This window comes from Cupriavidus sp. 96C5-1 (genome assembly GCF_057798855.1).
The window spans coordinates 15,450-27,567 of sequence record NZ_JBYOJU010000016.1; the positions used below are offsets into that span (position 1 = coordinate 15,450).

At 63.5% G+C, this 12,118-nt stretch carries 11 protein-coding genes and 1 pseudogene; 2 read left to right on the plus strand and 10 right to left on the minus strand.

The window, feature by feature from the left end; genetic code table 11:
- Positions 1–114 precede the first annotated feature (114 nt).
- The 4 genes from AC3FOF_RS18530 to AC3FOF_RS18545 all read right to left on the minus strand — a co-directional run bounded on the left by AC3FOF_RS18530 (position 115) and on the right by AC3FOF_RS18545 (position 3,286).
- On the minus strand, positions 115–780 hold the full coding sequence (locus tag AC3FOF_RS18530) for a DUF1120 domain-containing protein (protein ID WP_488727404.1): 666 nt from the start codon (positions 778–780) through the stop codon (positions 115–117).
- Positions 781–825: 45 nt separating this feature from the next.
- Complete coding sequence (locus AC3FOF_RS18535) at positions 826–1,452, minus strand: DUF1120 domain-containing protein (RefSeq protein WP_488727405.1); 627 nt, start codon at positions 1,450–1,452, stop codon at positions 826–828.
- A gap of 322 nt (positions 1,453–1,774) precedes the next feature.
- Positions 1,775–2,389 (minus strand): DUF1120 domain-containing protein, encoded by a 615-nt coding sequence (locus AC3FOF_RS18540; protein WP_488727406.1) that lies wholly within the window; start codon positions 2,387–2,389, stop codon positions 1,775–1,777.
- A gap of 267 nt (positions 2,390–2,656) precedes the next feature.
- Complete coding sequence (locus tag AC3FOF_RS18545; protein ID WP_488727407.1) at positions 2,657–3,286, minus strand: DUF1120 domain-containing protein; 630 nt, start codon at positions 3,284–3,286, stop codon at positions 2,657–2,659.
- Positions 3,287–3,528: 242 nt separating this feature from the next.
- Here AC3FOF_RS18545 and AC3FOF_RS18550 point away from each other — a divergent pair.
- A pseudogene (locus tag AC3FOF_RS18550) lies at positions 3,529–4,121 on the plus strand (IS4/Tn5 family transposase DNA-binding protein); the annotation flags it as partial.
- Positions 4,122–4,427: 306 nt separating this feature from the next.
- Here AC3FOF_RS18550 and AC3FOF_RS18555 read toward each other — a convergent pair.
- Positions 4,428–4,892 carry a GNAT family N-acetyltransferase gene (locus AC3FOF_RS18555; RefSeq protein WP_488727408.1) on the minus strand — a complete coding sequence of 155 codons (465 nt, stop codon included), beginning with the start codon at positions 4,890–4,892 and terminating at the stop codon, positions 4,428–4,430.
- A gap of 148 nt (positions 4,893–5,040) precedes the next feature.
- Positions 5,041–7,014 (minus strand): sensor domain-containing diguanylate cyclase, encoded by a 1,974-nt coding sequence (locus tag AC3FOF_RS18560; protein WP_488727409.1) that lies wholly within the window; start codon positions 7,012–7,014, stop codon positions 5,041–5,043.
- 383 nt (positions 7,015–7,397) lie between these two features.
- Here AC3FOF_RS18560 and AC3FOF_RS18565 point away from each other — a divergent pair, with 383 nt between their 5' ends.
- Positions 7,398–7,853 (plus strand): CopD family protein, encoded by a 456-nt coding sequence (locus tag AC3FOF_RS18565; protein ID WP_488727410.1) that lies wholly within the window; start codon positions 7,398–7,400, stop codon positions 7,851–7,853.
- 89 nt (positions 7,854–7,942) lie between these two features.
- On the opposite strand, the gene AC3FOF_RS18570 is transcribed toward AC3FOF_RS18565, so the two are convergent.
- The 4 genes from AC3FOF_RS18570 to AC3FOF_RS18585 form a co-directional block, all read right to left on the minus strand.
- The gene (locus tag AC3FOF_RS18570; RefSeq protein WP_488727411.1) at positions 7,943–9,103 is read right to left on the minus strand and encodes a GGDEF domain-containing protein; all 1,161 of its coding nucleotides are present in this window, start codon (positions 9,101–9,103) and stop codon (positions 7,943–7,945) included.
- Between the two features lie 117 nt (positions 9,104–9,220).
- The gene (locus tag AC3FOF_RS18575; protein ID WP_276269424.1) at positions 9,221–9,703 is read right to left on the minus strand and encodes a DUF2269 family protein; all 483 of its coding nucleotides are present in this window, start codon (positions 9,701–9,703) and stop codon (positions 9,221–9,223) included.
- A complete protein-coding gene (locus AC3FOF_RS18580; protein ID WP_488727412.1) occupies positions 9,700–10,974 on the minus strand; it encodes an SDR family oxidoreductase in 1,275 nt (424 codons plus the stop codon). Before AC3FOF_RS18580 ends, AC3FOF_RS18575 begins: the two co-directional genes overlap by 4 nt.
- A 278-nt stretch (positions 10,975–11,252) precedes the next feature.
- Positions 11,253–12,110, minus strand: coding sequence for a transcriptional regulator (locus AC3FOF_RS18585; RefSeq protein WP_488727413.1), 858 nt, complete (start codon positions 12,108–12,110; stop codon positions 11,253–11,255).
- Between the last annotated feature and the right edge of the window lie 8 nt (positions 12,111–12,118).

Sequence of the window (12,118 nt, forward strand, 5' to 3'; positions counted from 1 at the left end):
ACAGGAATGACCGTTCCGCCCGGAAGGGCGAGGAAATTCAAGGGGGGCAGCGGGATCGATCGCTGCGTTGGCCCGGCGGCCGACGCCAGGCGCGATATTCGTGACGAGTGGGCGTTACAGGTAGAGCAGCTCCAGCGTGGCGGAGCCGTCGATGACGTTCTCCTGCGTCAGATCCAGGGAATTTTTCCCCGACAGATATATTGGCAAGTAGATGCGAATGGCGTAGTTCTTGAAGGCCTTCGGTACATCGGGTGTGCTACCCCCGTATTCCTTGAAACTGACCAAGGTACCGTTCGCATGCCGCAGCTGATGACGGCCATCGGGAGAGGGAGACCAGCGGCCGTCTTCATCAAGCGTCAGGATCTGAAGATACCCATAATCCCCATAGCTGCCGCCGTCAAGCAACTCCATTCTGTATGCACCGATCTTTTTTCCGCCGGCGGTTCCCAGCCCGTAGTAAATCTCCGGGTTCGCGATCGCGTTATGGTACAGGTCCAGATTGGCGGTGCCTGCCCGGTTGTCGCTGACTGCACGTACAGCAATCTTGGTCGGCGACGAGCAAATAACGTTGATCAACGCGCTGGGGCTAGCCACTGCTGGCAGAGTATTGCGAGTGAATGTACCGAGGTCGATAACGCCACCGCGATCCAGCACCATGCCGCATGCGCCAGCGGGTTCGATTTTTCCTGCGACACTCAAGTCGGCAGCCCGGGAGGGAACGGCGCTCGCCATCAAGAAGGCGAGCACCGCCGGAGCAATCAGGTGTCTCATCATTTGCATGACTCAGTCTCTTTGAAACGAGGAGGTTCAAACGACGTGCGTGCGCTACAGGTACACGAGTTCCATGGTCATGGAACCGTCGATCTTGAGCTCGTCGGTGAACGTGATGTCTTTCCTGAAAAAGAAATTGACCCCCAATTTGCTTGTCAGTGTCTTGAATGCCAACGGCTCTTTCTTCTGCGCCCCCGGCACGGCCCACGAGAAGATAAAGCCGGAGCTAAAGCTATAGCCATCACGCCCCCCATCCCACCCCCCTCCAAGAGCGTATATCGTGTCGGCACGCCTCCCATCGGCCTCATCGGAACCGTTAAAAATGTTGTAGTAGCCGATGGCAGGATTGCCCAGACCGAAACTGGAGTCGTGCGTCTTTCCATGCGGCCTCGTATCGGCGCGATTGTCGGTCACTTTGAATCCAACCTTGGTCGGCCGCTGGCAGCTAATCGTCCACGGAATTTCGCGAAAAATGTAGTTGTATTCCCAGCCAGAAGAGGGCTTCATATCCTTGCGCGTCAGATTGCCCAGATCGAAGACGCCGCCATTGCCCAGCGCCATGCTGCAAGCACCAACCGTTCGGATATGCCCGTTGACGCTGAGCTCGGCCGCCGACGTCACGCCCGCGCCCGACAACGTGCAGGCCAGCACGGAAAGAACACACCACTGCTTCAAGTTCATCTGAATATCTCTCTCATTCGAAACGGCATGGACAAACCGATATGGCGACAGCGCGCATGCGGGCTGATGCTTAGCTCCAATGTCGTGAAGCCCCGAACCGGATATCGGAATGCCCTTCAAATCGTGACGGTGCGCGTAGCGCCGGCGATCCGAATCACTACGCTGCTACGTGCCCGGCTCGATAGCGCGATCAGCCGCACGCGCCCAGCGTGGCGTCAACAACCACATCGCCACCAAGCAACAGCCCGGCGAACAGCAGCAACACGGTCCGATTTCCCACCGCTGACCCTTTGAAATGGGGGGATCCAACGACGCGCGTGCGCTACAGGTACACGAGTTCCAAGGTCGCGGAACCGTCGAACTCGCGCTCGTCGGTGAACGCGGAGTCGTATTTGGGCTGGAAAGTGAGATCCAACTTGGTCGTCAGCGTCTTGAACGCCACCGGCTCGATCTGCGGCCCACTCACGTCCCACGAAAGGGTCGTCTTGTCACCCCACAAATTGTTGTCCCCCTTCTCGCCCCAAGTATTCGATCCTTTCTTGCGCCAAATCCGGATACCGTCCCTTCCATCGATCCGAGCACCGTAGGCCGTAATGTGGTAATGGCCGATTGCAGGATTGCCTAGGCCAAAATAATGGGGAGCATCTTCGGATGCCGTACCTTTGCGATTATCGATCACATTGACGCCGACTTTGGTCGGGTGCTGGCAGTTAAGCGTCAACGTTGCGGAACGTTCGATCACATAGGTTGGCCCAGGAAAATGATTCTTTCGCGATAGAGTGCCAAAATCAATGACGCCACCATTGCCCAGCGCCATGCTGCAAGCACCACCCGTTTGGATATGCCCGTTGACACTGAGGTCGGCAGCCGACGTCACGCCCGCACTCGACAACGTGCTGGCCAGCACGGAAAGAACACACCACTGCTTCAAGCTCATCTGAATATCTCACTCATTTGAAATGGCATGGGAAAACGCATATCGCGGCAGCACGAACACAGGCGGATATTCGGCTCCAATGTCGTGAAGCCCAGACCGAACTGCCCGCCTTTCGGAATACCCGTCAAATCGGGACGCTGCGCGTAGCGTCAGCTATCCGCATCCCTCACCCCTGCTTGCCCAGCGAACAGCAGTGTCCGAGAGAAATCACGCCGAGCGCCGGCCATCGCAACCGCCCGACGCTCCGGCCAACTTCGATCGCTTCGTTTACAGATAGTGCAGTTCGACGGTCGCGGAACCATCCAGCTCGACGCCACCACCGGAAAGATCCAGCGCCGACAGCTTGTTGATCGTCGGGGTAACGGTCAGATCGGCCGTGATGGTCTTATAGGCCCCGGGCGCCACGCTGCCCGATTCCGCAAACGATTTGCGCGCGCTGCCGCTCGTCACCAAACCCGCGCTGTCGAACGCCCACACGTTGGAACCAGCGGGTGCGGCCAGGACGTCCGCCGTCTTGCCGTCGCCAACGGCACGTTTCAGCGCAAGCATGTAGTAGCCCGCCTTCCCCTTGCCCAGGCCGAACTCGTCGTCGTTGCCCTTGCCACCGACGGCCGTACCCGAGCGATTGTCCCGCACGTTCAACGCGACCTTGGCGCCTGCATTGCATGAGATGGCCACGGACTGCGTCTTGGCGTCGAGTGTCGTCGTGGCATCCTGGCTGAGTTTGTCCGGCACGATGTTGCCGAAATCATAGACGCCGCTATTGGCGATCGTGAGTTGGCACGCATCGGGCACGATTTTGCCAGTGACCTTGATTTCCGCGGTTTGTGCCTGCGCATGACCGGCAACAACCAACGCACCGGCAAGCAGCCCCAATCCTGCTAGTTTCTTCTTCATCGCCTTGCTCCAATAAAAAATGAACCGAAAAATGATGGCCTGCACCAAGTGACCGGTGCCGGAAAAGTCATTTCGCCACCACGCCGGCAAGTTTGCCGACCGTGTGCCTATTCAGGCTACAAGACTTATCTGGAAGAAGGACCACTCAGCCCATTTCGCCATCAATCCGAATTCGATCCGGATTCAACCCATCTCGTTGTACATAAGTCGAGGCGTGCGATCAGCGCCCTCGCCGCCAGAAGTTGACGGAGCTGGACGAGGAATTTGAAACGCTATATCCGGGCGATCCGAGGCGGGATCGGCGAGCGAAGGCGCTGCTCAAGCGGGTTGCAGCCATGCCAACGGCAAGCATTCCGAGCGCCTGCGACGGCTTGGCGGAGACCATGGCTGCTTACCGGTTTCTCGGCAACGAAGAGATCGAATGGCGAGACCTGATGCAGCCGCATTGGGAGCGTACGGCTGCGCGCATGGGGCAGTTTCCGGTGGTGCTGTGTATTGCCGATGCGACCGAACTGGATTTCAACGGTCAGGAGATGGAAGGCACTGGACCGTTGAGCTACGAAGCGCAGCGAGGGATCTATCTGCATCCGACCTATGCGGTGACGCCGGATCGGGAACCATTGGGGGTTGTGGACGCCTGCATGTGGGCACGCGAGTGCGGGATGCGAACGGAGAGCGCGGCGGCATCAAGGAGAGCGTGCGGTGGATTGAAAGCCATGAACGCGTGGCCGAGCAGGCGGGCACGCTGCCAGAGACCCGCATGGTCTACGTAACGGATCGTGAAGGCGACATCGCTGTACTGATGCGGCGAGCCGAGGAGCTGGGTCATCCTGCTCGCGCCGAACCGCTGTGAGATCTGTATAACGAGATGGGGTAAGCGTCCGACTTTAACGCAATAGGAAACCTCAATAGGAAACCTCAATAGACCGCATTTCAATCACAACCCGCTGATTTAAAAAGGGATGCTATGTCCTGCAAGCGCTACCGAGGTCTACTGGGTTCCACGAAAAATCGTCAGACGCAAACCTGCGTAAACAGAGCCAATAGAGCCAATAGACCAATAGAGCCAGCAGAAGGAAAAACCCCCGGCCACATTCCACCAGGACCGCAGCCTCCTCCTTCAGGGCTCACCCATGCAAACCTACACCGGCTTCCGATACACCACGAACCCCGATTTCTCCGCCACCTTGTCATAGAGCTTCATCGCCGTCGCATTGGTCTCATGCGTCTGCCAGTAGACCCGCTTGGCACCGGCGGCTTCGGCGCGCTGGTAGACCGCCTCGATCAGCGCCCGGCCCACGCCGGTGCCGCGCGCCGCTTCGGTGGTGAACAGGTCTTGCAGGTAGCAGCTAGGGCCGATCTGGATGGTGCTGCGGTGGTAGAGAAAGTGCACCAGGCCCAGCAACGCTCCGCCGCGCTCGGCCACCAGGGCGTGCATGGGCTCGTAGGCGTCGAAGAAGCGCGACCATGTCATCCGGGTGATTTCAGCCGGCAGCGCGGTCTGCTCCTTGCGGCCATAGAAGGCGTTGTAGCCATCCCAGAGTACCTTCCAGGCTTCGAAATCCCGCGGCTCGGCTGGGCGGATCTGGATCGGGGCGGTGGTCATGGGTGCGTCCTCGGTGTGATGGGTTGGGAGGCTGGCAGGCGTTGCCAGTGGCATTCCGATGTGCGGTGCCAGCCGCAATTGTGACCGATCGCGACGTATCCTGGTAGCCGTGCGGCGGGCGCCGGCTGCCATCGGCTGCGCGTATCCGCTACGCGCGCCTGCTTGACGTTGGCGGCGTGGTTGGCGGCGTAGCCGGCGGCGAATACCGGGCCTTGCCGGCGCGCTTGGCTTCGTAAAGCGCCATGTCGGCGCGCATGAACAGCTCGTTGGCGGTCTGGCCATCGTCGGGGTAATGCACGGCCATGCCCACGCTGGCCGTCGCCACGAAGGTATGGCCCTCGATGAAATGCGGGCGCTTCGACGCCGCCACGATGTCCTGCGCGATGCGCTCCAGCGCCGCCAGGTTGGCGGCATCGTCCAGCACGATGCCGAATTCGTCCCCGCCGATGCGCGCCACCGCATCGCTGGTGCGCACGCAGGCGCAAAGGCGCTCGCCGAACGCCGCCAGGAACTGGTCGCCAACCGCGTGTCCGTAGGTATCGTTGACGGCCTTGAAGTCGTCCACATCCACCAGCAGCAGGGCGGCGCTTTGATGGTTCGCGACGGCCCGGCTCATGACCTCGGACATGCGCAGGTCGAACCCCTTGCGGTTCAGCAGCCGCGTCAGGTGGTCCGTCAGCGTCTGCGCTTCCAGGGTTCGCATCTTCTCGCGCTCGCTGGTCACGTTGCGCGCGAATATATACAGCCCCTGCACGGTATCGTTGCTGTCGTTCCAGGCGGGCTGGTATGTCACTTCCATGCATTCGGCGCCATCCTTGCCCTCCAGGCTGAAGGTGACGGGCATTCCCTGGTAGGCCTGCTCCAGGTAAGGCTTGGATGCCATATAGACGGGCATACCCAACAGCTCGCGCACCGTAAGCCCGACGATCTGCCGCGCCGGCAGCTTGAACCGCTTCGCGTAGGCCTCGTTGACGAAGACATAGCGTTCGTTCGCGTCAATGAAGGACACCGGATCGGGCACGTGATTGGCGATGGCCTCGATGCGTTTCTCGCTCTCGGCGGCGCGGTCCTTGGCGGCGCTGAGCGCGGCTTCCCGTTCGGAAAGCTGCCGCATGACCGTGCTGAAGGTGCTGGCCAACTCGCCGATCTCGTCATTGCTCCCGGTTGGCAGCGAGGCCAGCACGGCCGGGTTCTGCGGCGCTTCGCCGACCACGCGATGCAGCAACTCCAGCGGCGCCAGCATGCGCCGTATCGCCAGCCACATCATCAGGGCCGCCAGCGCCAGCGAAAAGCCCGCGGTCTCGATGGTCTTGCGCCGCACATCCACCAGGGGGGCAAAAGCCTCGCTGGCGGGCAGGACCGACACCACTTCCCAGCCATTGGATTCAAGCAGGTAGCGCGCCACGATGGGCTGCGTGGGTTGCAGGATTTCCCAGGGGGAGGGGGCGGTCTCGAGGCCGCACGTCTCGCCATGCGCCTTGGCCGGAGTCATGACCTTGGACGCGTCCGGGTGCATCGCGTAGCGCGGATTGGTGCCGGACGAAACCAGGCAGAAGCTGCCGGTCAGCCCGACCCGGCTGTGCGCGATCTGGCCCAGGAAATTGCTGGCCGAGAGATTCAACGCACCACCCACCACGGCCAGCAATTGCCCGTCCGGCCCGCGCAGGGGAACCGCCAGGATCACGCCCGGCGAGCTGGTCAGCCTTCCCCGCAGCAGGTCGGAGACGGCAAAATCCGAGCCACGGACAATCTGCTGGAAGTAGTCGCGATCGGAAATATGGAGGCGCTGCCCGTCGGGCACCGCGGTACTGAATGCGATGTCCCCGTCGGGCCAGGCCAGGAACACCGCGTTGAAGTTTTGCGGTATGGCCACGGCATCGGCCGCGAAGCGCTTCATGTCCGCCGGCGGCTGGCCGAGCATGGGAGCAAGCTGGCGCGCCAGGCGGTGCAGGGCGATCGCCCGGTTCTCGAACTTCTCGTCCAGCTGTTCGGCAACCAGCTTCACAAGCGTATCCTGCTGCGCCTGGCGCAAGGCCTGGAGGCCCTGGAACGCGTAATACTGAGCGAACAATGCCCGCGCGAGGATGATCAATGTCACCACCAGCGCGGTGGCCACCGCCATCCTGTATTTTAAGGAATGCCGCATCATTATCTTATTGTTCGAATTTGCGGATCATGACCGTTTGACCTGGCTTGACCTGGCTTGCGCTATTCTCGAAAAACCGCCCCCTGCGAGCGACCGACCCCGAGTCGTAGGTTAGCAGAAGGAAAGGGGCCGCCCCACCAATGCCAACGCCTTCACTCGGCATTGTGTGTCTTATCGGTTGCTTTGCTCGCATGCTGAAGGCCGGCGAGGGCTAGAATGCGGCATTCCCCCAACAGTGGCGCCAGCGCCCGGGCGCGCGCCGGCCCTCCGGGCCTGACCGGATCGGCGGATTCACCGGCGCCGCCCCATTGCAGTGCTGCGCCTTAATCTAGACTTTCAGGCAACTTTCCCCTGTGATCATGGACCCCTTGCTCCACTTCCTGCATATCGCCAGCGTTGCCCTGTGGGTGGGCGGCATGTTCTTCGCCTATGTTTGCCTGCGCCCCGCGGCGGGCACGCTGCTGGAGCCGCCGCAGCGGCTGCGCCTGTGGCGCGGCGTGTTCGCGCGCTTCCTGGCCTGGGTCTGGGGCGCCGTCGTGCTGATCGCCGTCAGCGGTGTTGCCATGCTGGCCAGGGTGGGGTTTGCCGCGGCACCGCTCAACTGGCATGTGATGCTCGGTCTCGGCCTGGTCATGAATGCCATCTTCATCTATGTGTACTTTGGCCCCTACGGCGCGCTCCGCCGCGCCGTGGATGCGCAGGACTGGAAGGTGGCCGGCGCCGCGCTGGGCCGCATCCGGCAGGCCGTGGGCCTGAACCTGCTGCTCGGCGCGCTCACCATCGCGGTGGCCACGCTAGGCCAGCTGGCTGCATGATTTCCGTGCCAATGTAGCGCCTGAGCCACATTCGGGTCGCCGCTTCCCGGCGTAGCCGCGTCATCGGCCGAAGCGCGTTCCCGAACAGGTCAGGCCGCCTCCATCACCCCTTCCACCCGGTTCCTGCCGGCGCTCTTGGCCCGGTAGAGCGCCCGGTCCGCGCGGCCGATGGCGGCATCCAGGCGGGTATCCGCCTTGTCCACGCAGGCCACGCCGATGCTGATGGTCAGGTCGGCAACGCGCCTGCCGAAGTACCGGGAAGAGGTGGCCCTCAGGCGCTCCGCAAGGCCAAGCGCGGCGCCCATGCCGGTGTGGGGCAGCAGCACCAGGAACTCCTCGCCGCCAAAGCGGCCGGGGTAGGCATTGGCGGGCAGCTCGCGCTTGAGCATGGCCGAGAAATCCGTCAGCACCCGGTCGCCTTCCGCATGCCCCAGGCTATCGTTGATGCGCTTGAAATGATCGAGGTCGATCAACAGCAGCGTCATCTCGTCCCCGTGGTCATGCATGCGCGCCAGCTCAACCTTGCCGGCATCGTACAGGGCACGGCGATTGAGCAACTGCGTGAGCGGATCGGTTCTGGACAGCGTCTCGAGTTCCAGATGCACGCGCCGCGTCACCACCAGCATGAAGGCAACCGACAGCGCCAGGTCCATGAACGTGTAAGACGCCAGGTAGATAGTCTGGACAACGTCGTCGGAGGCGAAGAGCGTTGGATTCGGCAGTCCCCCGACCAGGCCGGTGGCAAAGCGCATCAGCACCACCAGCGTCTGGACGATCATCAGGCCGCCGAAGAAATACGTGCTGAAATGGCGATCGCCCTGGCGCAGGATCAGCACGCTCAGCGTAGCGTAGAAGCACGCCACGACAAAGGTCACGATCAGCAGCCGCGCGCCGTAGCTCGGTTCCACAAGCGAGAACCAGGCCACCAGCACGGTAGTGGCCACGGCGATCCCGGCAACCAGCCTGGGTGTTTGCGGCCGCCCGTAGAACGCCTGCGTAGCCAGCATCCACAAGCCCATGGCGACGATCATCAGCCCGTTGGCCACCACGATCGACAGCCAGTCCGGGGCGATGCCCCGCAGCCAGAACAGCACGGGCGTCACCACCAGGATCAACGAGCCCGACACCCAGTACCCGATGCCCTTGATCGCCCGGGGAAAACTGAAATACGCCGATAACAGGACGGCCGACATCAGGATCGACATGACCGACGCAAGCATCACCGTGGTTCTCAGGTCAATCTGGGGCATTGGCTGTTCGACTCCCCGTCAGCGTCGATTGGCTATCCTACCAAAGACCGATCGCGGCATGTTGCCTGCCGTTGCACCTTGCTCCTTGCCCGTCCAGCGCCGCCGGCGCGCCGGCAGTCAGGCCGGCTTGCTCACCATCAGCCAGTACACCGCCAGCAGCCCGCCGAACGCCGGGAAACCCAGCACCACCCAGATCCGCTCATACAGCCAGTAACTTGCCGGCAGGCCATCCACGCCCGTGGCAGAGCCCGATGCCCGCGCCGCCTCTGCCGCCATATCGCGCATCCGCCATTGCAGCCACAGCACCGGCAGCCAGCAGGCGGCGGCCAGCGCGTAGAGCGAGACCGATACCCACAGCCACATGGCCGACGGCGGATACCCCGCCGCGTGCATCATGTACAGCCCGCTCAACGGCTGGAAGACCACCGCCGGCGCGGTGATCCAGGCATCCGCGCGCACCACCCAGCGGGTCACCACGGCCATGGCCTGTACATTGCGGCTACGGTTGGCAAAGAACATATAGAAGGCCGTGCCAAAGCCCGTGCCGAACATAAACGTGGCGGACAGGATGTGCAGCCACTTGACGATCAGGTAAGTCATGCTTGCTCCTCGATTTGCGCATGGCGGCCGAGCTGCAGGAAGAGGGCGAACCACGCCAGCATCGGCAGGTTCTTCAGCACCGGCCCGAACGGATGGCGCCACCAGACCGGCAGCAGCCAGGTAATCAGCGCGGTATAGCCGAGCACCAGCGCGGCCTGCGCCGCCCATACCGCGCGCGTGGGGCGCCACAGCACCAGCACGCCGAGCGCCAGGTCCAGGCCGCCGCCCAGCCAGACCAGGGGCGCGCGCCAGGCCAGCGGCAGCCCGGCATCGCGCAGCAGCCCGGTGGCGGCGTCCAGGTCCGCAAAGCAGACATAGGCCGTGGCCAGCCACACCGCCGCAATGGCCATCCGGGCCACCCACAGATGCCAATGCAGCAAGGCCGGAAGCCGCTCCGCGGGGGTAGCGAAGCGGCCGGGATCGCGCAGCGGGCGCCCGGCCAGCGCAGCGGCGGCGTGCGGGCTGGCGCTGTTGTCGCTATGCAGCATGACAAGACTGTCGCGGTCCACCAAGCTGCCCGGGAACCGGCCCAGCAATGCCGCCGCCGCGCCGGCCAGCCAGCCGGGCACGCGCAGCACGCGCGCCGGCCGCATGCCCATGCCGCGCCGCAGCGCCCCAAGCCAGCCGGCATGCCCCAGCCGCACCGGCCCCACCGCCGCCACGGCGCGGCGCCCCGGGCAATGCGGGTCGAGCGCATGGCGCAGCAGCGCCACCACGTCGTCCAGATAGATGGGCCGCACATGCCCGGCGCCGGCCGGCACCGGCAGCAAAGGCAACGCCGCCAGCCGGCGGAACAATGCCGCACTGCGGCCGGCCGGCGCGTACACCAGCGACGGCTGCACGATCAGCCAGTCCAGCGCGCTCGCCCGCAAGGCCTGGTCCGCCAAGCCCTTGCTGCGCCAGTAAGCCGTGGCGGCATCGGGCCCGGCCCCCAGCGCGGAAACCTGCACCACCCGGCGCACGCCAGCCCGCTCGCAGGCCATGAACAGCGCGCGCGGCATCTCCACATGCAATGCCTGGAAGCGCTGCCGCCCCTGCTCCCGAAAAATCCCCACCGCATTCAGGACCGCATCCACGCCGCGCAAGGCCGCCTGCCAATGCGCCGGCGTGGTCCAGCCGGACAAATCGGCGCCGATACGATGCAGCCGCGGATGGCGCGGCAGATGCGCCAGCCGGCGCGCCAGCGCCACCACTTGGTGCCCATCCGCCAGCAGGCGGGCCACCACGGCCGATCCGATCAGCCCGCTGGCCCCGGCAACAAGAACCTTCATAGGTCACCTGTTAATTCTGTTGTTTCTGTGAAGACAGAAATTACAGAATGAAAGGAGCGAAGTCAAGGCTGGAGCAAGGCTGGGTCAGCGCCCGAACAGGGACAGGGCTAGGGGCAGGGCTAGGGACAGGGCTTCGGGCAGGGCCAGGGCGGCCCCAGTGACGTTGGTTCGGAAATCAGGGGCAAGGGCGCCGCGCCGGATATCGCCGGGCTGTGCCGGGTATAACCTGGCAACTGGCAATCGCGGAAATGGCATGCTTTGAAAGGAGGCAGCCGGTGTCAGGCAGCAGGCTCCCAGGCAGTGCCCGGCGCAAGCGCGGGGAACGCCGGAGGGCAGCGGCAATCCGAGCCGGCTCGGCGCGACGGCAGCCTACCGAAGTCATCCGGCAGCAGGCTGGCAGCAAGCAACTTGCCGAAGGCATTCAGCAGCACATCGGAAGTCAGTCCCTCGGGGCCCGCCAGCGCCGGACAGATGATCCACTTCGTGCCGTCCTTCACGAACACGCGCAATATCTTCACCTGATCCGCCGGCTGCAGCAGCAGATCCTCACCTTCCAGCCCCTGCAACCCGAAAGCGCGCAGGTAATCGTCGGCATGGCGATAGCCCAGGCAGACCACGATCTTTGGCCGCCAGCGCGCACGCATGTGCTGCAGAAAATGAAAGCGCCCACCCTGCCGGCACAGTGCCAGGTATCGATGCTTGGGCACAAGCGCCGTCTGGCCGCGAAACACCTTGGACCAAGGCATCAGGCCATCGAGCTGCGCGGGCAAGGGAAACAGGTTCAGCTTGAACTCGCAGCCATCGGGCGCGTAGAGCTGGCTCCGGTAATAGCGCCGCCAGTCGTCGTCGCCCAGAGCGACACCCAGCGCCTCTGCCCGGGCCGCAGCCATGAAGCGCGCAATGCGCTGATGATGAAGCCACTTGCCCATGTCCTCCAGATGCCGCGCGCGAAACGCCGCATCCCACGCGGGCGGCGCCGTGCGCGGCTGCAACGGCCTGGCAAGAGGCTCCAGCCACGGATGCGGGCTCCGGTCGCAGATCCAGACGGATGCCTGCGGGTTGCCCCCTTCCATACCGACATAGGACGCAAAGTATTGGTCCAGTTCCTGACTGGTAAATGTTTCCGGGTGTTGCATGAGTCCCC

Bases quoted from the DNA above. Each gene is read 5' to 3' on its own strand.
- AC3FOF_RS18530 (WP_488727404.1), bottom strand. From the start codon at position 780: ATGCAAATGATGAGACACCTGATTGCTCCGGCGGTGCTCGCCTTCTTG.
- AC3FOF_RS18535 (WP_488727405.1), bottom strand. From the start codon at position 1,452: ATGAACTTGAAGCAGTGGTGTGTTCTTTCCGTGCTGGCCTGCACGTTG.
- AC3FOF_RS18540 (WP_488727406.1), bottom strand. From the start codon at position 2,389: ATGAGCTTGAAGCAGTGGTGTGTTCTTTCCGTGCTGGCCAGCACGTTG.
- AC3FOF_RS18545 (WP_488727407.1), bottom strand. From the start codon at position 3,286: ATGAAGAAGAAACTAGCAGGATTGGGGCTGCTTGCCGGTGCGTTGGTT.
- AC3FOF_RS18555 (WP_488727408.1), bottom strand. From the start codon at position 4,892: ATGACCACCGCCCCGATCCAGATCCGCCCAGCCGAGCCGCGGGATTTC.
- AC3FOF_RS18560 (WP_488727409.1), bottom strand. From the start codon at position 7,014: ATGGCGGTGGCCACCGCGCTGGTGGTGACATTGATCATCCTCGCGCGG.
- AC3FOF_RS18565 (WP_488727410.1), top strand. From the start codon at position 7,398: ATGGACCCCTTGCTCCACTTCCTGCATATCGCCAGCGTTGCCCTGTGG.
- AC3FOF_RS18570 (WP_488727411.1), bottom strand. From the start codon at position 9,103: ATGCCCCAGATTGACCTGAGAACCACGGTGATGCTTGCGTCGGTCATG.
- AC3FOF_RS18575 (WP_276269424.1), bottom strand. From the start codon at position 9,703: ATGACTTACCTGATCGTCAAGTGGCTGCACATCCTGTCCGCCACGTTT.
- AC3FOF_RS18580 (WP_488727412.1), bottom strand. From the start codon at position 10,974: ATGAAGGTTCTTGTTGCCGGGGCCAGCGGGCTGATCGGATCGGCCGTG.
- AC3FOF_RS18585 (WP_488727413.1), bottom strand. From the start codon at position 12,110: ATGCAACACCCGGAAACATTTACCAGTCAGGAACTGGACCAATACTTT.